This window comes from Clostridium sp. UBA1056 (assembly GCA_002316385.1).
GTDB lineage: Bacteria > Bacillota > Clostridia > Clostridiales > Clostridiaceae > Clostridium_J.
In genome coordinates this window covers 56,708-78,923 of the sequence record DCDL01000015.1, presented here as the reverse complement: position 1 = coordinate 78,923, position 22,216 = coordinate 56,708, and the positions used below count along the sequence as shown (strand labels likewise).

The 22,216-nt window shown below is 28.4% G+C and carries 20 protein-coding genes; 12 read left to right on the top strand and 8 right to left on the bottom strand.

Annotated features, from left to right (window positions below; genetic code table 11):
- Positions 1–735 precede the first annotated feature (735 nt).
- The 7 genes from gyrA to dnaA all read right to left on the bottom strand — a co-directional run bounded on the left by gyrA (position 736) and on the right by dnaA (position 9,712).
- Positions 736–3,297 (bottom strand): DNA gyrase subunit A, encoded by a 2,562-nt coding sequence (gene gyrA / locus B3W71_RS04810; protein ID WP_346887804.1) that lies wholly within the window; start codon positions 3,295–3,297, stop codon positions 736–738.
- 30 nt (positions 3,298–3,327) lie between these two features.
- Positions 3,328–5,235, bottom strand: a complete 1,908-nt coding sequence (gyrB, locus tag B3W71_RS04805; RefSeq protein ID WP_346887803.1) for a DNA topoisomerase (ATP-hydrolyzing) subunit B — start codon at positions 5,233–5,235, stop codon at positions 3,328–3,330.
- A gap of 20 nt (positions 5,236–5,255) precedes the next feature.
- Complete coding sequence (gene remB / locus B3W71_RS04800; protein ID WP_147521911.1) at positions 5,256–5,519, bottom strand: extracellular matrix regulator RemB; 264 nt, start codon at positions 5,517–5,519, stop codon at positions 5,256–5,258.
- Positions 5,520–5,539: 20 nt separating this feature from the next.
- A complete protein-coding gene (gene recF, locus B3W71_RS04795) occupies positions 5,540–6,634 on the bottom strand; it encodes a DNA replication/repair protein RecF (protein WP_346887802.1) in 1,095 nt (364 codons plus the stop codon).
- A 140-nt stretch (positions 6,635–6,774) separates the two neighbouring features.
- Positions 6,775–6,981 (bottom strand): S4 domain-containing protein YaaA, encoded by a 207-nt coding sequence (gene yaaA, locus B3W71_RS04790; protein ID WP_346887801.1) that lies wholly within the window; start codon positions 6,979–6,981, stop codon positions 6,775–6,777.
- Positions 6,982–6,995: 14 nt separating this feature from the next.
- Positions 6,996–8,102 carry a DNA polymerase III subunit beta gene (gene dnaN / locus B3W71_RS04785; RefSeq protein WP_346887800.1) on the bottom strand — a complete coding sequence of 369 codons (1,107 nt, stop codon included), beginning with the start codon at positions 8,100–8,102 and terminating at the stop codon, positions 6,996–6,998.
- A 257-nt stretch (positions 8,103–8,359) separates the two neighbouring features.
- Positions 8,360–9,712, bottom strand: coding sequence for a chromosomal replication initiator protein DnaA (gene dnaA / locus B3W71_RS04780; RefSeq protein WP_346887799.1), 1,353 nt, complete (start codon positions 9,710–9,712; stop codon positions 8,360–8,362).
- A gap of 578 nt (positions 9,713–10,290) precedes the next feature.
- Here dnaA and rpmH point away from each other — a divergent pair.
- The 12 genes from rpmH (at position 10,291) to B3W71_RS04720 (ending at position 20,379) form a co-directional block, all read left to right on the top strand.
- Positions 10,291–10,425: a 50S ribosomal protein L34 gene (gene rpmH, locus B3W71_RS04775; protein ID WP_035135513.1), complete on the top strand. Its 135-nt coding sequence runs from the start codon at positions 10,291–10,293 to the stop codon at positions 10,423–10,425.
- Between the two features lie 52 nt (positions 10,426–10,477).
- Positions 10,478–10,837 carry a ribonuclease P protein component gene (gene rnpA / locus B3W71_RS04770; RefSeq protein ID WP_346887798.1) on the top strand — a complete coding sequence of 120 codons (360 nt, stop codon included), beginning with the start codon at positions 10,478–10,480 and terminating at the stop codon, positions 10,835–10,837.
- Positions 10,806–11,018 carry a membrane protein insertion efficiency factor YidD gene (yidD, locus tag B3W71_RS04765; RefSeq protein ID WP_346887797.1) on the top strand — a complete coding sequence of 71 codons (213 nt, stop codon included), beginning with the start codon at positions 10,806–10,808 and terminating at the stop codon, positions 11,016–11,018. The genes rnpA and yidD overlap by 32 nt, the downstream gene beginning before the upstream one ends.
- Before the next feature lie 21 nt (positions 11,019–11,039).
- On the top strand, positions 11,040–11,702 hold the full coding sequence (yidC, locus tag B3W71_RS04760) for a membrane protein insertase YidC (RefSeq protein WP_346887796.1): 663 nt from the start codon (positions 11,040–11,042) through the stop codon (positions 11,700–11,702).
- Positions 11,703–11,740: 38 nt separating this feature from the next.
- Positions 11,741–12,367, top strand: a complete 627-nt coding sequence (jag, locus tag B3W71_RS04755) for an RNA-binding cell elongation regulator Jag/EloR (RefSeq protein ID WP_346887795.1) — start codon at positions 11,741–11,743, stop codon at positions 12,365–12,367.
- 99 nt (positions 12,368–12,466) lie between these two features.
- Positions 12,467–13,843 carry a tRNA uridine-5-carboxymethylaminomethyl(34) synthesis GTPase MnmE gene (gene mnmE, locus B3W71_RS04750; protein ID WP_346887794.1) on the top strand — a complete coding sequence of 459 codons (1,377 nt, stop codon included), beginning with the start codon at positions 12,467–12,469 and terminating at the stop codon, positions 13,841–13,843.
- Positions 13,844–13,860: 17 nt separating this feature from the next.
- Positions 13,861–15,750, top strand: coding sequence for a tRNA uridine-5-carboxymethylaminomethyl(34) synthesis enzyme MnmG (mnmG, locus tag B3W71_RS04745; protein WP_346887806.1), 1,890 nt, complete (start codon positions 13,861–13,863; stop codon positions 15,748–15,750).
- A gap of 151 nt (positions 15,751–15,901) precedes the next feature.
- Positions 15,902–16,621, top strand: coding sequence for a 16S rRNA (guanine(527)-N(7))-methyltransferase RsmG (gene rsmG, locus B3W71_RS04740; protein ID WP_346887793.1), 720 nt, complete (start codon positions 15,902–15,904; stop codon positions 16,619–16,621).
- 104 nt (positions 16,622–16,725) lie between these two features.
- Complete coding sequence (locus B3W71_RS04735) at positions 16,726–17,505, top strand: ParB/RepB/Spo0J family partition protein (protein ID WP_346887792.1); 780 nt, start codon at positions 16,726–16,728, stop codon at positions 17,503–17,505.
- Positions 17,506–18,207: 702 nt separating this feature from the next.
- Positions 18,208–18,978, top strand: a complete 771-nt coding sequence (locus B3W71_RS04730) for a ParA family protein (RefSeq protein ID WP_346887791.1) — start codon at positions 18,208–18,210, stop codon at positions 18,976–18,978.
- 1 nt (position 18,979) lies between these two features.
- Positions 18,980–19,834 (top strand): ParB/RepB/Spo0J family partition protein, encoded by an 855-nt coding sequence (locus B3W71_RS04725; RefSeq protein ID WP_346887790.1) that lies wholly within the window; start codon positions 18,980–18,982, stop codon positions 19,832–19,834.
- 38 nt (positions 19,835–19,872) lie between these two features.
- On the top strand, positions 19,873–20,379 hold the full coding sequence (locus tag B3W71_RS04720; RefSeq protein ID WP_346887789.1) for a DUF4446 family protein: 507 nt from the start codon (positions 19,873–19,875) through the stop codon (positions 20,377–20,379).
- 1,202 nt (positions 20,380–21,581) lie between these two features.
- Here B3W71_RS04720 and yyaC read toward each other — a convergent pair.
- A complete protein-coding gene (yyaC, locus tag B3W71_RS04715; protein ID WP_346887788.1) occupies positions 21,582–22,190 on the bottom strand; it encodes a spore protease YyaC in 609 nt (202 codons plus the stop codon).
- Positions 22,191–22,216: the final 26 nt, after the last annotated feature.

The window sequence follows — 22,216 nt, the reverse complement described above, 5'->3', positions numbered from 1 at the left end:
TTTAATTTTCAAAGACCATTTAATTTATCGCTTACTATTTACGACTTTTTTAGTTTACTACATAAACTTCATATTGTCAACAACTTTTTAAAACTTTTTAAAACTTTTTAAAACTTTTTAATTTCAATTTGTTGTTTACATATCGTTGTGCATCTCAGCGACAAAATATATATTATCATGATTATTTATACTTCTATATGTATTTAAATCTTATTATTCAATATTATAGTGATATTTCTTTAAAATTCATTATTTTTCTTTAAAATTCATATATTGATACACTTGGATATGTGTTTGCATCATTTTAATTAACTGCCTTACGTATTCCTTCAATTTTATTTGAAATAGTGTAATTAATAATACCTATTAGCTTATTATACTTGTTATTATAAACCTTTTATGCAAATCGATCTTTCTGCTAATTATGGATATAAGGACATTTATTAAATAGATATTCTCTTGAGTATACATATAAAACATTTTGCCATTTTAAAATGTTTTATATGAAACTACTTAAATATTTAACTATTTAACTATTTAAAGTTTTAAATAGTTGCTCTATCCGTGATAATTCCGTGGAGCCTCCCTTTCAAACTCTAACTAAACCTCTAAATGCTTATAGTACTATTAAAATTACTTTAACCACTACAAAACATTAACTTATATATTTAAAGAAAAAGAAAGATCAATATATTTTCATATTTCAATCTTTCTTTTAAAGTATAAATTATTAATTTATTCTATAGCATTATCATCATTTTCTTCAAGCTTATCAGCATCATCTAGCTCTTCATTTACATAACTATCTTCTACTAAGTCACTCTCTGTATTTGTAATTTCATCTATAGGCATTTGTTTATCTTCGTTCTTTTCTTCTTCACTATTATAATTAATTTTAGCTACAGCTACTATATTTACATCTTCTCCAGTTTTCATAAGTGTAACACCCATGGCGTTTCTACTAGTTGTAGATATATCGCTTACATTAATTCTTATTATTATGCCATTATTATTTATTAGCATAATCTCATCTATATCTCTAACTACCCTAGCACTAATAACGTTACCTGTTTTTTCTGAGATTTTATAGGTCTTTATACCTTTTCCACCTCTTCTTTGAAGTGTGTAGTTTTCTATAGCAGTTCTCTTTCCAAAACCTTTTTCACTGATTACAAGAAGTTCTTCGTCTGATTTTGCTATTATCATAGATACAGCAATATCGCCTTCTCTTAGGGTTATAGCTCTAACCCCTGTAGTAGTCCTTCCCATATTTCTGGCTTCTTTTTCACTAAATCTTATAGAGTATCCATCCTTAGTGACGAATAATACTTCATCATCACCTTTAGTTATTCTAACTCCGACAATCTCATCATCTTCTTTTAGATTTATAGCATTAAGTCCATTCTTTCTAATGTTCTCAAACTTATCTAAAGATGTCTTTTTGACCATTCCCGATTTAGTTCCCATTAATAGATAATTATCACTGTCAAAAGTTCTTATAGACATAACTGCTTGTATATTCTCACCTGAGTCTAATGGTAGCATGTTAATTATGTTAGTTCCTTTAGCAGTTCTACCGCCTTCTGGTATTTCATAAGCCTTTAATTTATATACTTTACCCTTGTTAGTGAAAAATAGTATATTATTTAAAGTTGGAGTTATTAAGAAATGTTCTACAAAGTCATCTTCTTTTGTAGTAATACCTTGTATACCTCTTCCACCTCTCTTTTGAGCATTGTAGGTATCTGCTGGTAAACGCTTAATATATCCTCCATGAGTTAGAGTTATTACTATATCCTCATCATCTATTAAATCTTCATCTTCAAAGCTATAAGGATTCTTTTCTATAGCAGTTCTTCTATCATCCCCATACTTTGTTTTTATCTCAATTAATTCATCTTTTATTATATTAAGTAATATCTCTTCACTATTAAGTATTGATTGTAAATAAGCTATTGTTTTCATTAACTCATTATACTCATCTTCAATTTTATCTCTTTCTAGACCTGTTAATCTCTGTAATCTTAGGTCTAAAATAGCTTGAGCTTGCTTTTCTGAAAGATTAAACTTTTCAATCAATCCATCTTTAGCTTCTTGAGCTGTCTTAGATGCTCTAATTAAAGATATAACTGCATCAATGTGATCAAGAGCAATTCTTAAACCTTCAAGTATATGAGCTCTTGCATTAGCTTTATCTAAATCAAAAATAGTTCTTCTTGTAACTACATCTCTTTGATGGTTTAAGTAATGAACTAAAATTTGTTTTAAATTGAGCACCTTAGGTTCATTATCAACTAATGCAAGCATGATTACTCCAAAGGTATCTTGCATTTTTGTATGTTTATAGAGTCTATTTAAAACAACATTTGCATTTGCATCTCTTTTTAATTCTATAACAATTCTCATACCGTCTCGATCTGATTCATCTCTTAAATCAGATATACCATCTATTTTCTTTTCCTTAACTAGATTTGCTATAGATTCTATAAGATTTGCTTTGTTAACCATATATGGTATCTCTGAAACTATTATTCTATTTCTACCATTATGTTCTTCTATTTCAGCTTTTGATCTAACTAGAATCCTTCCTCTACCTGTTTCATAAGCACTTCTAATACCACTTCTACCTAGTATTATTCCGCCTGTAGGGAAGTCTGGACCCTTAATCTCAGACATTAAATCATCAACCGTAGCTTCTTGATTATCAATAAGCATTATCACAGCATTTATCACTTCAGTAAGATTATGTGGTGGTATATTAGTGGCCATACCAACTGCTATACCTGAAGATCCATTTACAAGTAACGTTGGAAATCTTGCTGGTAAGACTTCTGGTTCTTTTTCTTCACCATCAAAGTTTGGTATAAAGTCTACAGTTTCTTTATTGATATCACGAAGCATTTGACTAGTAATTTTACTCATCTTAGCTTCTGTATATCTCATTGCAGCTGCACCGTCACCATCTACAGATCCAAAGTTTCCGTGACCATCTACTAGCATATATCTTATTGAGAAATCTTGTGCCATTCTAACTAACGCATCATATACTGAGCTATCACCATGTGGGTGATATTTACCAAGTACATCTCCGACTATTCTGGCACATTTTCTATAACCTTTTTCATAAGTTATTCCTAATTCATGCATAGAGTATAAAATTCTTCTATGAACAGGTTTTAATCCATCCCTAACATCTGGTAGTGCCCTTCCAACAATAACACTCATAGCGTAATCTATATAGGACTTTTTCATTTCATATTTTATATCTATTGGTATTATCTTATCCATAGTATCCATATTTACACCTACCTTTACTATAGTCTAATACTATATATCTAAGTTGCTAACTTTTTTAGCATTCTCTTGTATAAACTCTCTACGTGGCTCTACCTTATCTCCCATTAGAATGGTAAATATCTCATCTGCCGCCATAGCATCTTCAACATTCACTTGCAATAAAGTTCTTGTTGATGGATCCATTGTAGTACTCCACAATTGATCTGGATTCATCTCTCCAAGACCTTTATATCTTTGAATGTCTGTACTATTGTCTTTTCCACCCAATTCTTCTATTACCACATCTAATTCATAATCACTATATGTGTATTTCTCAAATTTACCCTTTTTAATTTTATAAAGAGGAGGTTGCGCAATAAATACATGCCCATTATCTATTAGCTCTCTCATATATCTATAGAAGAATGTAAGTAGAAGAGTTCTTATATGTGCCCCATCTACATCAGCATCTGTCATTATAATTATTTTATTATACCTAATCTTAGATACATCAAAATCCTTACCAACACCTGCACCAAAGGCTGTTATCATAGATCTTATAGAGTCAGATGCCAATATCTTATCAAGTCTCTGTTTCTCTATATTCATTATTTTTCCTCTTAGTGGAAGTATCGCTTGGAATCTTCTATCTCTTCCTTGCTTAGCTGAGCCTCCTGCAGAGTCTCCCTCAACTATATAAATTTCACACTCTGATGGATCTTTAGAAGAACAGTCAGCAAGTTTTCCTGGTAAACTCGTACTCTCAAGCACAGACTTTCTTCTTGTTAACTCACGAGCCTTTTTTGCAGCCTCTCTTGCTCTCGCTGCATTTAAAGCCTTATCTATAATACTCTTACCTACAGATGGATTTTCTTCTAGAAACTCGCTTACAACTTCTCCTAATATTGATTCTACAATACCTCTAACTTCGGTGTTACCTAACTTAGTTTTGGTTTGACCTTCAAACTGAGGCTCTGTAAGCTTAACAGATATAACTGCTGTTAAACCTTCTCTAACATCTTCTCCGCTTAAGTTTTTATCATTTTCTTTTAAAAATCCAAATTTTTTAGCATAATCATTAAGAACTCTAGTCAAAGCAGTCTTAAAACCAACTAAGTGAGTTCCACCTTCCACTGTATCTATATTGTTTGCAAAGGAAAATAAATTCTCGTTATATGTGTCATTATACTGAAATGCTATCTCTACTGAAGTTGTATTTTTTATTCCCTCTATATAAACTGGTTCATTATGAACTTTTCCTTTATTTCTATTCAAATATTCAACAAAGGATTTTATACCACCTTCATAATGGAACTGATTATTTTTTTCATCTCTTTCATCCGTAATTGTAATATTTATACCTTTATTAAGAAATGCCAACTCTCTTAATCTTTGAGATAATGTATCGTATTCAAATTCGATAGTTTCAAAAATTTCTTTATCAGGTATAAAATGAATTGTTGTTCCATGATCATCTGTATTACCAATTTTTTCGAAAGGAGTAACTGTTTTTCCTCTAGAGAAACTTTGATACCATATGTGACCTTCTCTTTTTACTGTAACTTCACAAAGTTCTGATAATGCATTGACAACAGAAGCCCCAACACCGTGTAGACCTCCGGATACTTTATATCCTCCACCACCAAACTTTCCACCAGCGTGGAGTACTGTCATTATAACTTCAATTGTAGGTATATTCATTTTTGGATGTATTCCTACTGGCATTCCTCTTCCATCATCTATTACTGTAACTGAATTATCTTTATGAATGGTAACCTGTATATTTCTACAGAAACCTGCTAATGCTTCATCTATACTATTATCAACAATTTCATAAACTAAGTGATGTAAGCCCCTGATGCTAGTACTTCCAATATACATTCCAGGTCTTTTTCTAACTGCCTCAAGTCCTTCAAGTACTTGTATCTGATTTTCATCATATCTTTCATTATTAACCATAGCTATCCTCCTAACTTAATCTAAAGTTCACAGTATGACATATTAGTCCTTTTGCATAAAGTAGATGATGATATAGGTGATAAATAAATCTTACTTTTCTTGTTTACTTCAGCTATAATAAACGATTTAGGTTTATCGTTAGTTATACGTTGTACAAATCCATCTTCTTCAGCTAATCTTAAAAATTGACTAGTATCTGGACTGTACATAGTAGACTCTATATCAAAAATCCCTATTATGTCCTTAATTGGTACAACTATACTTTCGCCTAAGTGTAAAAACATAGTATTTCCCCCTAACTACATCAAATTATTTCTTCTATGCTTCCTTGTTCAACATTAAATATTTTCATGTTATTAGCCTTCAAATATTTTTTTATTCCTGTAATTCCTGTACATGTTATTAATGTTTGTATTCCATTTATAGACTTTAATATATATTCTTGCCTTTTTATATCTAATTCAGACAATACATCATCAAGTAATAACAATGGGTATTCTCCAATTAACTCTTTTATGATTTGTAATGATGCAAATTTTATTGTTAAAACAGAAGTTCTTTGCTGTCCTTGTGATCCAAATATCTTTGCATCTATACCATTTATAAATATAGAAAAATCATCTCTATGCGGTCCTATAGATGTAATTTTTTTCTCTAAATCCTTTTTACGATTACTTTTAATCAAGTTATATAAACCATCTCTTAGATTATCGCTACTTTTAAGTTGCATTAAGTATCTAAATTTAATAGATTCCTTTCCTTGAGTTATATCACTATGAATTGTTTTAGAGAATTCATTTAATTTTTCTATATACTCTAACCTCTGAGCTATTATGTAACTTCCAAACTCAGCTAATTTAATGTCATATATATCTATCATATCTATGTTTCCGCTGAATTTCTTTAAGATAACGTTTCTTTCATTTAAAACTTTCTTATAGGAAGATAGACAATGATAATATTTTTTATTCAACTTGCAAAGCTCAATATCTAAAAATCTTCTTCTAAATGCTGGTGAATCCTTAACTATATTTAAATCTTCTGGAGAAAATATAACAACATTAAGGATGCCTACCATATCTTGCAATTTAGATATCTTTATTGAATTTATATTTATAGCCTTTTTACCATCTTTAAAAAGTTTTATATTAATTTTTTTATCTAAACGTTCTTTTACAACATAAGCACTAATATATGCTTCATTGCTATCCCATGCTATAAGCTCTTTATCTTTATTAGTTCTATGTGATTTTCCAATACTTGAATAATATAAAGATTCAAGTATATTAGTTTTTCCTTGTGCATTATCACCTTGAAATACATTAGTCCCATCACATAATTCTAAGGTCATATTTTTATAATTCCTAAAATTTATCAAATTCAAATATTTAACATACATAAAAACACCCACCTAAAATTATATCATAATATATATTCTAAGTGTGAAAATTACTGTAAAAATATAAATATAGCTAAATCTCTTAATTATAATAATAAATACAAAACTCAAAAGGCTGAAATATTTATCAGCCTTATAGTTTATACAATAATGTACTCTTCTTCTTGAAATTTTATTCTATCACTTTGATATAACTTTCTACCTCTTCTTATTTCTACTTCACCATTAACCTTAACATCTCCATTTTGTATATAGAACTTAGCTTCTGATCCTAAGGTAGCAGCGCCAGTAAATTTTAAAAATGAGTCTAGCTTTATAAATTCTGTATCTATTTTTATTTCTACCATATATTTCTCACATCCTAATTATTATTAGCAACTCTTACAGGAAGTATTAAATAAACACTATTATCACTATCTTGATTTCTTATTACACAAGGAGAAACAGTAGATGTGAATTCCATGGTTATATTTTCCTCTTCCATTGTTTTAAATATATCTATTAAGTACTTAGAATTAAATGCAGTTTTAATTCCGTCACCTTGCAATATTATTTGCATTTCTTCTCTAGCCTTTCCCAATTGAGAATTCGAAGTTACAACCAAGGTGTCATCAGATATATCAAATTTTACAAGATTTGTGTTTCCATCCTTCGCCATAAGAGAAGCTCTTTCTATACATCCTAAAATTTCATTTCTATTTACTGTAACTTTCAGATTATGTTCTTTAGGAATAATAGATTCATATTTAATGAAGTCACCTTCTAATAATCTAGAGATAACCTTAGTGTTTCCAAAGTTAAATAAAATGTGATTCTTAGTAAATGTAATTTCAACATTGTCATCTGTATCTTTAAGAATTTTAGAAACTTCATTAAGAGTTTTTCCAGGAATTACTGACTCCTTATTAGACTTGCAATCCATAGACTCACTTTTTAAAGCTACTCTAAAACCATCTAGAGCAACCATATTTAGTTTATTTTCTCTAACTTCAAGTAGCATACCTGTCAATATTGGTCTTGTATCATCTTGAGCAATAGCGAAAATAGTTGATTTTATCATATTTTTTAAAGTTTTTTGTGATACTGATAATACGACATCTTCTTCTATACTAGGTAATGTTGGATATTCTGTTGGATTAAGATATACTAATTGAACGTTTGATCTTTGACATTTTAATTCTACTTCATTATTACTAATTTCAGTTATTTCAACTGTATCATTAGGTAGTTTCCTTATAATTTCTCCAAATATTTTAGAGTCAAGAACTACCTCTCCTTCTTCTATAATATTAGCTGGTACCTTTGTTTCTATGCTAACTTCTATATCAGATCCAATTAAAGTTAATACTCCATCTTTTGCTGATATATATATACCTTGAAGTATAGGTAATGTTGATTTTCCTGTAATAGCTTTTTGAACATCTGAAATTGCTTCTTGTAATAAATTCTTTTCTATTAAGAACTTCATATTAAATCCTCCTTATACACATAAAAAATTACTATAAATAGCTTAGATAACTAAATAAATTTAGTAGTAGTAGTAGTAGGGGCTGTTGATTTGTTGATAAGTACTTCTAAGCCAATAATATCAACAAATTCTGTGTAAAATAAATTGTGGATAAACTAATTTTGAAATTCAGTAGTTATCCACAGTATTAAGAATATATTTTTTTTGAAAAACAATCCACAATGAATCTTTTTAAAATTAACAACACTTGTTATTAATTACTTTTGATTTATTCTCTTGGTTAGTTCAGCTATAGCTGATTGAAGACTTTCGTCTTTTTTTAAGTTTTGAGAAATCTTTTCATATGCATGGATTACTGTTGTATGATCTCTGCCTCCGAATGCCTCTCCTATCTTAGGTAACGAAGTATCTGTAAGTTTTCGTGAAAGGTACATGGCAATTTGTCTTGGAAATGCAACATTTCTAGTCCTTCGAGCGGACTTAAAGTCATCTACCTTTAAATTGTAATAACTAGATACAATATCTTGAATTAATTCAATAGTAACTTGTCTTGAGTTTCTATTGGATATAATGTCTTTTAGAGCCTCAGAAGCTAAATCTACACTTATATCTTTGTTTGTTAAAGATGAATAAGCTACTATTCTTATTAAAGCACCTTCTAGTTCTCTTATATTAGATTTAATTTGTGTAGCTATATATACCATAACTTCATTAGGGATATTTAAGTTTTCTACATCAGCCTTCTTTTTTAAGATAGCAATTCTCGTTTCAAAGTCAGGGGGTTGTATATCTGCTATAAGACCCCATTCAAATCTAGATCTTAGCCTATCTTCTAATGTAGGAATTTCCTTAGGTGGCCTATCACTTGAGAGAATTATTTGCTTATTTGCATCATGAAGAGCATTAAAAGTATGGAAGAACTCTTCTTGAGTAGACTCCTTACCTGCTATAAATTGAATATCATCAATAAGAAGTACATCTACATTCCTGTATTTGTTTCTAAATTCAACATTCTTATCATCTTTAATAGAGTTAATAAGCTCATTTGTAAATTTCTCTGACGAAACGTAAACTACCTTAGATTTTGAATTAACTGTTTGTATGTAACTTCCAATGGCATGCATTAAATGTGTTTTTCCAAGTCCAACTCCTCCATAAATAAATAGAGGATTATAAGCCTTTGCTGGTGATTCTGCTACAGCTAAAGAAGCCGCATGAGCAAACCTATTACTATTTCCTATGACAAAGGAATCAAAGGTATATTTAGGATTTAGTGTTGCAGACATTTCATCATTTACGACTAGATTAGACCTATTATTTGTACGTTTAGAAGGAGATGCATCTAAATCAGAAGCTTCTTCAGAACTTATAACGAAATGTATGGAATAAGATTTATTACATGCTGCTTGAATAGAATTTTTTATTAAGTCTTTATATCTATTCTCTAGGATATCCTTAGTGAAGTCATTACGAACACCAAGAGTTATGGATGAATCAGTCATTTTTAATGGGTCAATACTTTTAATCCAAGTATTAAAACTAACTTCTGTGAGTTCAGCTTTAAGTATTTCTAAGGCTTTTTCCCAAATTTCATTTACATAGGTGTTCATGTTATATCCTCCTCTTAAAATATTTATATCTATAATTAATAGTAGAAAAGAGATAAAAATCCACAAGAGTATCAACAGAATAATAGATATATATAAAGTTGTTTACAATTGTTAAAATTTTTATTCACATGTTTATAATTTGTGTTTTTATCAAATAATAGGTTAGACTTACTAACAATATATAATTATGAGTTATACACAGATAAAACTGGTGAGAAATATTAGATTTTCATTGAAAAACACAAAAAAATGAGAAAAAATAAGAGTTATTCACAGAATAATCAACAGATTGTGTATAACTTGTTCAAAAAATAACTTATCAACATCCATACATAATGATATCAAAAGATTACAAGCTATTCAATAAGTTATCCACAAAAAATATAGTTTTGTGGAATTTTTATTAACAAGGTTGTTTAAAAACATAAAAAAATGATATATTAGTAATGTTAGAAAATGTTATAAATAGTTGTCTTGACATAAGAGGTCCTTACATTTATAATTTAATAGTGAAACTTATAAAGTAGTGATAATTTAATTGCTATAAATGACATATAAGATGAAGGGGGTGCAAGCGCATGTTCATGACTTACCAACCTAAAAAAAGACACAGAAAGAAAGAGCATGGATTCAGAAAGAGAATGAGTACTGCTTCTGGAAGAACTGTTCTTAAGAGAAGAAGACAAAAAGGAAGAAAAAAATTGACAGCATAAGGGCCGCTAATGTGGCCTTTTTCTGTAATTAGAAAGAGAGCAACAGAAAGCTATGAAAGAGGAAAGGCTAAGAAAAAACCCTGAGTTTAGATTAGTATATAGGAGAGGAAAATCTTTATCTACGTCTTTATTAGTGTTATACGTATTCAAAAATAAAAAAGGAATTAATAGAGTGGGAATATCAGTAAGTAAGAAAGTAGGAAAGAGTGTAGTCCGTAGTAGAGTGAAGAGGCTTATAAGTGAAAGTGTTAGATTAAATAAGCAAGGACTAAAACAGGGGTATGATCTAGTCTTTGTTGCAAGAAGTGCTTCAAAGGATAAGAGTTATAAAGAAATTGAAAACTCAGTTAAATATTTATTTAAGAAATCAGGGCTTAATAATGTTGAAAAAAATATTACTAAGGGTAATTAAATTTTATAGAAAATATATATCTCCCATGAAGGTGCCGTGCTGCATATATGAACCAAGCTGCTCATTATATGCAATTCAAGCTATCGAAAAATATGGCGCAGTCAAAGGGAGCTTTATGGCTATTAAGAGGATTTTACGGTGTCATCCTTATCATAAAGGAGGATATGACCCGGTTAAATAGAAAATCTTAGGAGGGGTTAATTTGACAAATTACTTATCTGGTATATTTGAACAGATATTTTATGCAGTGCATAATTTTGTTCAGTTATTTACGGCAAATCCAAACATATCTTTTGGAGTTGCAATAATATTATTTACATTACTTGCAAGAATATGTTTATTGCCACTATCGCTGAAGCAAACTAAAGCTACAGTTAAAATGAGTGCAATTCAACCTGAAATAAAAAAACTTCAGGAAAAGTATAAAAACGATCCTCAAAGACAACAAGCCGAAATGATGAAACTGTATAAAGAGCATAATGCATCACCGTTTAGTGGATGTTTACCGATGCTTATTCAATTTCCTATTATAATAGCATTATTTTATGTATTTAAATCAATAGATTATCAAGGGGCTGGATTTTTATGGTTGCCAGATTTAGCACAAAAGGATCCAACTATGATATTACCAATAGTTTCAGGATTAACAACTTATTTTTCTAGTAAGGCTATGCAACCAGCAACTGGAGATGCAGCTAAGCAAACTGGTATGATGAATATTGGTATGTCAATTTTCTTTGGATTTATGTCATTACAATTCCCAGGTGCATTGGTACTTTATTGGACTGTAGGAAACTTAATCCAAATGGCTCAATCTATGATATTAAATAAAATTTATAAAAAGCCTGAAACTAAATCGGCGTAATAGAACCATTTTATTATTGAAAGGGCGGTATCTAAAGCATGAAAAGTATTGAAACAATTGGTAAAACTGCTGAAGAAGCTATACAAAATGCCTTAAAAGAATTAAATGTTACAGAAGATAAAGTTGCTATAGAAGTATTAGAAGAGGGTAGCAAAGGATTTTTAAATATAATAGGGGTTAAGCCAGCAAAAGTTAAGGTAACGCTAAAGAGAGATCATATAGGAGATGCTAAAAAATTCCTAAGAGATGTTCTTAATGCCATGAATATAAAAGCTGAAATTCATATAAAAGAAGAGAATAACGAAATAAACATCAATTTAATAGGTCCTAATATGGGTGTGTTAATAGGATATAGAGGAGAAACATTAGACTCTCTTCAATATTTAGTGAGTTTAGTAGTAAACAAAAATCACGATGAAACATATAAGAGAGTAATTCTTGATACAGTTAACTATAGACATAATAGACAAGAAACACTTAAAAAATTAGCCTTTAAAATGAGTGAAAAGGCTAGAATTAATGGAAAAACTTTAAAGCTAGAACCTATGAATCCATATGAAAGAAGAGTTATTCATTCAACATTACAAAACAATGCATATGTAACTACCCATAGTGAAGGTGAAGAGCCTTATAGAAGAGTAGTTATTGAATTAAAGAAAGCCTAAAGGCTTTCTTTTTATATTTTCAAATAATGTGATACAATAGTGATTTGTGGGTACAATTTATATTAAGTTATGTTTGAATATTAAAAAGGAGGGAATAAAATGAAGGATTTTGATACAATAGGAGCTATATCAACAAGTATAGGTGAAGGTGGAATTGCTATTGTAAGAATTTCTGGAGATAAGGCTAAAGAGGTTGTTGATAAAATATTTCAAGCTAAAAATGGTAAGTCAATTAAAGATATGAAAAGTTATACCATGAAATATGGTTATATAATAGATGAAAATAATAATCACATTGATGAAGTTATAGTCTCATTTATGAAGGGACCTAGAAGCTTTACAGCTGAAGATACTATAGAAATAAACTGCCATGGTGGAGTAGTTGCTACAAATAAGGTTTTAGAGCAAGTTATAAAGCAAGGGGTTAGGCTTGCTGAGCCAGGAGAATTTACTAAAAGAGCATTTTTAAATGGAAGAATAGATTTATCACAAGCTGAAGCTGTAATAGATATAATTAATGCTAAAACCGATTTAAGTATGAAATCAGCATTAATGCAAAGCGAAGGAGCAATTTCCAAGGAAATACAAGAATTAAGAGGAAAATTATTATCAACTATTGCACATATAGAGGCTACTGTAGATTATCCAGAAGATGATTTAGAAGAAGTTACAGCTGAAATGGCTATAAAAGACTTAGAAGTAATCAAAAAAGAAATCAAAGAATTTATAGAAACAGCAGAGGAAGGAAAGATACTAAGAGAAGGGTTAAGTACAGTAATTGTAGGTAAGCCTAATGTAGGAAAATCATCTCTTTTAAATGCTTTAACTAAAGAAAATAGAGCTATAGTTACAGATATTCCTGGTACTACAAGAGATGTTATAGAAGAATATATAAATATATCAGGAATTCCTATAAAAGTAATTGATACTGCTGGCATAAGGGAAACAGATGATGTAGTAGAAAAAATAGGAGTAGAAAGATCAAGAGCTAAAATTAACGATGCTGATTTAATTATCCTTATATTAGATTCCAGCAACGACTTAAGTGAGGAAGATAAGGAAATTATTAATCATATAAGTAATAAAAAATATATGATATTATTAAACAAGAGTGATTTAAATAGTAAAATTACTCAAGGTAATTTACAAAATATTAATTGTAAAAATATATATAGTATATCAGCTAAAACTGGTGAAGGTATAGATAAAGTTAGAACAGCTATTAAAGATATGTTCTTTAAAGGTGAGATTAGTACTAATAATATTATAATAACTAATACAAGGCATAAAGAAGCTCTTTTAAGAGCTTATGAATGTATTGAGAGTGCTATAGATACCTTAAATCATACTTTTGCTATTGATCTTGCATCTATTGATATAAGAAATGCATGGACATTTTTAGGTGAGATAACAGGAGACTCTTTAGAAGAGAATATTATAGACAAAATATTCAAGGATTTTTGTCTAGGGAAATAGAGGTGAGAGGTAAAATGATGAAATATTTAGCAGGAGATTATGATGTAGTTGTAGTAGGAGCCGGGCATGCTGGATGTGAGGCAGCATTAGCTACAGCAAGAATGGGACTAAAAACCTTAATGTGTACACTTAATCTTGATAGTTTAGCTCTTATGCCATGTAACCCTAACATCGGAGGTACTGCAAAGGGGCATTTAGTTAGAGAAATAGATGCACTAGGTGGAGAGATGGGGATAAATATAGATAATACTTATATTCAATCTAGAATGCTCAATATATCTAAAGGACCAGCAGTCCATTCACTTAGAGCACAAGCAGATAAAAAAAGATATTCCGAAAGAATGAAGCATGTTATAGAAACAGAGCCAAATTTAGATTTGAAACAGCTTGAGGTTGTAAATATTGATGCACCTAATAATGTAGTTAAAGGTGTACTTACTAAGTATGGTGCTTATTTCACATGTAAAGCAGTAATTCTAACAAGTGGTACTTACTTAAAATCTCAGGTAATAATAGGTGAAGTAGTAGTAAATGAAGGACCAAGTGGGTTGTTCCCAGCCAATGAATTGTCAAAATCACTAATAGATTTAGGTATTTCATTAAGAAGATTCAAAACAGGAACACCAGCAAGGATTAATGCAAGATCAGTAGATTTCTCAAAGATGGAGGAGCAAAGGGGTGACGAGGAAGTTATTCCATTTTCATTTATGAGTGACAAGATACAAAGACCGCAAGTATCTTGCTATTTAACTTATACTAATCAGAAAACTCATGACGTAATATTAAAGAATATAGATAGATCACCACTCTATAATGGCGCTATAAAAAGTACAGGGCCAAGATATTGTCCATCTATTGAAGATAAAGTGATGAGATTTAGAGATAAAGAAAGACATCAATTATTTATAGAACCAGAAGGAGAAAGTACTGAAGAAATGTATGTTCAAGGAATGAGTAGTTCTCTTCCAGAAGATGTACAGTTGGAATTCTTAAGAACAATAGAAGGGCTTGAGAATGTGGAAGTAATGAGAACAGGATATGCAATAGAATACGATTGTATAGATCCTACACAATTGAAGCTATCATTAGAATTTAAACATATAGATGGGTTATTCTCAGCAGGACAAATAAATGGAAGCTCTGGTTATGAAGAAGCAGCTGGTCAAGGAATCCTTGCAGGAATAAACGTAGCTCTTAAAATTAAAGGAAAAGAGCCTTTAATTTTAAAAAGATCTGATGCTTATATAGGTGTTTTAGTAGATGATTTAGTTACAAAAGGAACTAATGAACCTTATAGAATGATGACCTCAAGATCTGAATATAGACTTTTATTAAGACAAGATAATGCTGACTTAAGATTAACAGAAATAGGTTATGAAGTTGGATTAGTGAAAGAGGAAAGATATAAGGCATTTGTTAAGAAAAAAGAAGAAATTAATGAAGAAATAGAAAGATTAAAAAAACTTCAAATAACAGGGAAAAAAGAAATAAATGAATTCTTAATAAATATGGGCTCTGCTGAAATTAAGAAACCAACTTCATTATATGAGTTAATTAAGCGTTCAGAATTAGATTACTATAACATCACGGAACTAGATCCAGATAGAAAAGAACTTAGTAGACAAGTTACAGAACAAGTCAATATAGTATCTAAATATGAAGGGTATATAACAAAGCAATCAGAGCAAATTAGTCAATTTAAAAAATATGAAAATAAACTTATGCCTGAAGAGTTAGACTATAATCAAATTAAAGGTTTAAGAACAGAGGCTATTCAAAAGCTAGCGGCAATAAGACCTATAAATATAGGCCAAGCATCTAGAATATCTGGGGTATCTCCAGCAGATATAAATGTGTTATTGATATTTTTAGAGCAAAGAAAAAGAAGTTTAAATATAGAAGAGTAATAGATATAGTATTTAAAGATATAAAAATATATATACTTACTAATACCTACTAATTATTTATGTTTATAATTAGTAGGTATTAGTTTAAAATAGAAGTATAGGCTTAAAATTATATTGACACATATAAAATTTAGTTATACGGAGGATTAAAATGAAGTATTTTGATATGTTAAAAGAAGCTTGTGAGAATGAGGGATTAACCTTTGATGATAAAATGTATAATAACTTTATTGAGTATAAAGAATTAATTAAAGAATGGAATGAAAAAATTAATTTAACTGCAATAACAGAAGATGAGGAAATTATAAAAAAGCATTTTATTGATTCAATTAAAGTATTTAAATTTCCATATGTAAAAGAAGCTAAGAATATTATAGATATAGGTACAGGTGGAGGATTTCCAGGAATCCCTATGAAAATAGTAAAATCAGATTGTTCAATGGTACTTTTAGACTCTTTAAATAAAAGAATAAATTTTTTGAATGAAGTTATAGATAAATTAGATTTAAATGATATAAAAACTATTCATGGTAGAGCAGAAGATTTTGCACAAAGAACAGAATACAGAGAAAATTTTGATTTGGCTGTATCTAGAGCAGTAGCTAATTTAACTGTTTTATTAGAATTATGTCTACCTTATGTAAAGGTCGGAGGTTATTTTGTAGCCTTAAAGGGTCCATCTATAGAAGAAGAGATAAAAGATGCAACGGTAGCACTTAGAGTATTAGGAGGTTCTATTAAAGAAATAATAGAGGTTGATATAGCAGGTAGTGACCTTAAACATAATTTATTAGTAGTAAAAAAGATTAAAGAGACACCTAAAAAATATCCAAGAAAAGCTGGAACAGCAAATAAAAGTCCTATAAAATAAATTTCTAGAAATATTTATATTAATTGTGAAATATAAAGAGGAATTTTAAGACTGATATAGAATTTTAATTAAAGATAAGGAATTTTATAAAAGGATGGTATAAAATGGAGAATACTATTAATTATATAGAGGTCGATTCGATATGTCCCAATCTTTATCAGCCGAGGAAAGTATTTGACGAGGAATCAATACAAGAGCTTGCACAATCAATAAAGGTTTATGGAATAATTCAACCTTTATCAGTTAGAAAAATAGATGAGGATAATTATGAGCTAATCGCAGGTGAAAGAAGATTAAGAGCAGCTAAAGAAGCTGGATTATCAAAAGTACCAGCTATAGTAGTTAATATTAATGATAGGGATTCTGCTGCGATTGCTTTATTAGAAAATTTGCAGAGAGAGGACTTAAATTTTTATGAGGAAGCATTAGCATATCATAATTTAATTAAAGTACATTCTTACACTCAAGAACAATTATCAGAGGTTATAGGTAAGAAGCAATCTACTATAGCAAATAAGTTAAGAATTTTAAAATTAGATGAAAAGATAATTAGCACAATAATTGGTAATAAATTAACTGAGAGACATGCTAGAGCATTATTAAAAATACCTACTGAAGAACTACGTTATCAGGTATTAGAAAGTGTAATAAAGAATGGATTAAATGTAAAAAAGACAGAAGAACTTATAGATAGAGAATTACTTAAATTAGCACATAGTGAAGTTGCCTCAGATGGAAAAAAGAGAATAAAGGGGTCTTTTAGTCCAGCTATATATGTTAATACTGTAAAACAAGTTTTTGATAAATATGGAGTAGAGGCTAAATATAGATCTAAAGAGTTGGATGATAGTATACAAGTTACTATAACAATAAAAAAGAAATAATATTTAATATAATAATTTATATAGAAGACTACAAAATGTTTCACGTGAAACATTTTGTAGTCTTTTATCGATTAATGGAGTTTTATATGTAATTAAAGTGATAAGAAGAAGAATTAAATATCACTTTAATTACAAAAATTTTTATTAGAAATATATGGATCATCATGAAGAAAGCATCTAATTGTTACAGGAATTACTCTATTCATTAGAGTTAAGAGTCTTTTATATCTTACGATTATATTAGATATAGAAGTAGTCAATATTTTTATTATTAATTTAGATGAAATAATACATTTATTATAGATAATAAAGAAATTTTTCTTTTCTTCTTATATATAAGTTTTAATAAAGTTTCTATATTAAATATGATTGCAATCCTAGATTACACTAGGGAGTATTAATGAATTTTATTTATTGGAACTTATATATTGATAAAAAATATAAATACTTATTAATTTATATAATAATCCCTTTAAATAAAATCTATATCAATATATAATATAAATATATAAGTTTTAATAAAGTTTCCACATTTAATATACTTGCAATCCTAGATATCTTAAAGAATATTAATGAATTTTATTTGTTGGAACTTATATGCATAGAAAAATTAAAATTTATACCAATTAAGAATATTAGTAAAGTAAAAATTAAGTAGATCTATTATTTTGCATAAGGCCTACTATGGATAAGGGGGATAATATGAAGGTAATATGTATTTTCAATCAAAAAGGAGGAGTTGGAAAAACAACTACTAATATAAATTTATGTTCATATTTAGCAATGAATGGATATAAAGTTCTATCTATAGACATAGATCCACAAGGAAACACAACTAGTGGTATAGGGTTAGATAAGAGAAAGATACATTGTTCTATGTATGATGTATTAACAAGTAATGTTTCTTTAAAAGAGGTTATCAAAAAAAGTGAAATAGTAGATAACTTTTATATTGCACCTTCAACTATGACTTTAGCAGCTGCTGAAGTTGAAGTTATAAGTCAAGAGCAGAGAGAGAAAGTTTTAAAGAATAAAATTGATGAAGTAAAGGATGATTATGATTATATATTTATAGATTGCCCACCTTCTTTAGGGGTATTAACTATTAATGCATTAACAGCATCTGATTCAGTTTTAATACCAATTCAATGTGAATTTTATGCCCTTGAAGGAGTAGGCCAATTAATGAGTACTATACAATTAATCAAGAGGTATCTTAATACTGGACTTGAAATTGAAGGCGTAATTATGAGTATGTATGATAGTAGAACTAAATTATGTAATGAAGTAGTGGAAGAAATAAAAAAATACTTTAGTGATAAGGTATATAACACTTTCATACCAAGAAATGTTAAGGTAGCAGAATCACCTAGTTTTGGGCTTCCCATCATGCTATATGATGATAAATGTAAAGGAGCAGAAGCTTTTGAAGCTTTAACTGAAGAGTTTATTAATAGACAAGGAGGAAAGTAGCATGAAGAAAACAGGGGCTTTAGGAAAAGGCTTATCATCATTAATTCCAGAAAATGATTTTCAAGATAGTAACAATGGACAAGTTATAAATATAGATATAAATCTAATTAAGCCTAATAAAGATCAACCAAGAAAACATTTTGATAATGAGAAATTAATGGAGTTAGCTAATTCTATTAAGGAACATGGAATAATACAACCTATTGTAGTTAGAAAAGAAGAGAAGATTTATGTAATAATTGCCGGTGAACGTAGATGGAGAGCAGCGAAATTATTAAACCTAAAAGAAGTACCAGTAATCATTAAAGATTTGTCAGATGTAGAAGTTGTGCAAATTTCTTTAATTGAAAATATAATTAGAGAAGATTTAAATCCTATAGAAGAAGCGACAGCATATAAAAAATTACTAAATGATTTTAACTTAACTCAGGAAGAGATAAGCAAGCAGGTCTCAAAATCTAGAAGTACTATAGCCAATTCCTTAAGATTACTAAATTTAGATGAAAGAATACAAGGATATTTGATTGAAGGTGTACTCTCAGAAGGTCACGGTAGGTCAATATTATCTTTAGAAAATAAAGATGATCAATATGTAGTAGCTCAAAAAGTTATTGATGAAAATTTAAATGTTAGGCAAACAGAATTATTAGTAAGAAATTACTATAAGAGTAATGATAGAAAAGAAACTAAAAAAGTAGAAGATAATATATATTATAAGGATATAAAATCAAAATTAGAAAATCATTTTAATACAAAGGTAAGTATTAGTAATAATTCAAAGAATAAAGGAAAGATAGAAATAGAATATTACTCCCAAGAAGATTTGCAAAGAATAATAGATATTTTAAATATATAATGTTTCACGTGAAACATTTTTAGAAAGGATGAATGCTTTTGATACAAATTGTAGAGTTTCTTAATCAATATAATATATTTATAACTATAGGATTAATTATATTAGTATTTATACTAATTATTGTAGTAATATCATCATCGATATCTACAAGCAAGATGAACGATAAATATAGAAAAATGATGAAGGGAACTAATAGTAAAAACTTAGAAGAATTATTAGTAAACTCATTAGACAAAATTAGTAATATAGAAGAAGTGACAAATGAAGTTAAAGGTATATGTAATAAAACATCTAATATAGTTACATCTTGTGTTCAAAAAGTGGCAATGCAAAGATATAAAGCTTTCGAAGATGTAGGAAGTGATTTAAGTTATTCCATTGCTCTTTTAGATGGAAATAATAATGGGGTAATAATAACTAGTATTTATTCAAGAAATGAAAGTATTACATATGCAAAACCTATCGATAATGGAATATCTAGATACGACTTGTCTGAAGAAGAAAATAAGGTGCTTCATCAAGCTATAAATACTAATAAAGAATAAATGTATTAAAGTAAATGAATTACTATATAATGATTCATTTACTTTTTATGTGTTTATGTTATATAAATTGCATTTGTAGCAATTTAAATATTTTAAAATTGATGTATTGGTATATAGAAATAGTAGGATAATCTCTAAACCTCAATATACTTTACTATGTAACTAAAAGTAAAACTAATATATATTAAAGTAATAATTACTCAAATAACTTTAACGCTACGGTTAAAGTCATTTGAAATAATATATTTGATTGAGTGTGGAAACTTAATATAGTATATACATAATATAATTTAAATTAAACACTAGCTTATTTCAATAAGTAAAGATAGGATTTTCTGAAGAATATTACTTGAATTAATTATAGGAAGATAATAAAGTTTCTAAAATAGATATATAAGTAATTAAATATGTAACATTTTCAAATTATAACATTTTAAAATTTTAAAATGTTATAAAGAGAACTATTTAACTATATAACTATTTTAAATTTTAAATAGTTATATAGTCTTTGAAACTCAAGAAGGAGTTATCCCTTAGATTATGGATAAAACAAAGAATATTAACAATGCATTTGAGGTAATTTTAATTAATAATGTATAAGTAAATCATTATTTTAAGTACAACACTGGCTTATAAAAGAATATAGCTCATAACCATAGGTTCATGGTAAAGTAATAGTTGTAATGAAACCACTTTGAATGACAATAAAATTATGAATAATAACCACATTATTATACATTAATGTGGTTATATAGTTAATTTTAAAAAGTTAGGATAGAGTTTAGAGTAGTAGTTTACCATTTGGGTAGAAAGGTATATAGTTATTTATAAATATTTATTGAGTTTATTATCTCATATATATTTTTTAGATAAAATATATAGAAAGTTATAAAGAAAAGTTTATACGTATACAGTTTAATAGGGAATAAGTTAAGAAGATTAATAACTTATAAATTTTATATGTCAAAGCAATAATGCACATAAAACAAATTTGATTATAAGAATAAGTCATATTAGATAATTATATAAGAATTATATATTGCAATGTAAAGTTATTCTATTATATTTTGAGTTTATATATGTATTTAATTAAGTATTAAATGGATTAAATTTAACTTGTATTTTTTAAGGTTGATTATTATATATCAAAAAGAGATAATAAATGTTTCACGTGAAACACTTATTATCTCTTTTTAATAAAATTAGTCTGCATCTAAAACATTAAGAATGTCTTTATCATTAATCTTGAAGGAAGATTTTCGACCACCTATAGTTTTTAATATAGAATGGTATATTCCAGAGGAAATTATTTCAGCTAATTTCATTACTATATATAGTCTAGTGTTTTGAAGCACCATAAATTCTAATGAGCCTGATATATTAACAATACCAACAATACTTAAATCTCCAACAGGAGGTAAATTTTTATTGAGAGCAGCTCCAGGGCAAAGTGGTTTAGATTCTATTATAATCTTTCCTACATTTTGAAGGCTCCCTAAAGATGCATCTATGGCTATAATATATGGATTATCATGATTTTTAAGTATTAGATCATTGGTTTCAGAAATATTTTTTGCATGTACAGGATTCTCTAAATTACCGTATATGGATACTTTATCTCTAACTAAAAATTTAAGTTTATCACCTACAATTGGACCTAAACTATCACCAGTAGATCTATCTGTACCTACACATAAAATAACAATATCTCTATCATCTTTAATAACCTTAGTTAATTCTTGTGAAAGAACTTCTCTTATATCATATATACAATTATCAGATAAAGCATCGAAAATAATCTTTTTTACCATAAGCAATACCCTCCTATATTAGAAAG

Coding starts and splice junctions, on each gene's coding strand:
- gyrA (WP_346887804.1), bottom strand. CDS start 3,297: ATGGATACTATGGATAAGATAATACCAATAGATATAAAATATGAAATG.
- gyrB (WP_346887803.1), bottom strand. CDS start 5,235: ATGGTTAATAATGAAAGATATGATGAAAATCAGATACAAGTACTTGAA.
- remB (WP_147521911.1), bottom strand. CDS start 5,519: ATGTTTTTACACTTAGGCGAAAGTATAGTTGTACCAATTAAGGACATA.
- recF (WP_346887802.1), bottom strand. CDS start 6,634: ATGTATGTTAAATATTTGAATTTGATAAATTTTAGGAATTATAAAAAT.
- yaaA (WP_346887801.1), bottom strand. CDS start 6,981: ATGGTAGAAATAAAAATAGATACAGAATTTATAAAGCTAGACTCATTT.
- dnaN (WP_346887800.1), bottom strand. CDS start 8,102: ATGAAGTTCTTAATAGAAAAGAATTTATTACAAGAAGCAATTTCAGAT.
- dnaA (WP_346887799.1), bottom strand. CDS start 9,712: ATGAACACCTATGTAAATGAAATTTGGGAAAAAGCCTTAGAAATACTT.
- rpmH (WP_035135513.1), top strand. CDS start 10,291: ATGTTCATGACTTACCAACCTAAAAAAAGACACAGAAAGAAAGAGCAT.
- rnpA (WP_346887798.1), top strand. CDS start 10,478: ATGAAAGAGGAAAGGCTAAGAAAAAACCCTGAGTTTAGATTAGTATAT.
- yidD (WP_346887797.1), top strand. CDS start 10,806: ATGTTGAAAAAAATATTACTAAGGGTAATTAAATTTTATAGAAAATAT.
- jag (WP_346887795.1), top strand. CDS start 11,741: ATGAAAAGTATTGAAACAATTGGTAAAACTGCTGAAGAAGCTATACAA.
- mnmE (WP_346887794.1), top strand. CDS start 12,467: ATGAAGGATTTTGATACAATAGGAGCTATATCAACAAGTATAGGTGAA.
- mnmG (WP_346887806.1), top strand. CDS start 13,861: ATGAAATATTTAGCAGGAGATTATGATGTAGTTGTAGTAGGAGCCGGG.
- rsmG (WP_346887793.1), top strand. CDS start 15,902: ATGAAGTATTTTGATATGTTAAAAGAAGCTTGTGAGAATGAGGGATTA.
- B3W71_RS04735 (WP_346887792.1), top strand. CDS start 16,726: ATGGAGAATACTATTAATTATATAGAGGTCGATTCGATATGTCCCAAT.
- B3W71_RS04730 (WP_346887791.1), top strand. CDS start 18,208: ATGAAGGTAATATGTATTTTCAATCAAAAAGGAGGAGTTGGAAAAACA.
- B3W71_RS04725 (WP_346887790.1), top strand. CDS start 18,980: ATGAAGAAAACAGGGGCTTTAGGAAAAGGCTTATCATCATTAATTCCA.
- yyaC (WP_346887788.1), bottom strand. CDS start 22,190: ATGGTAAAAAAGATTATTTTCGATGCTTTATCTGATAATTGTATATAT.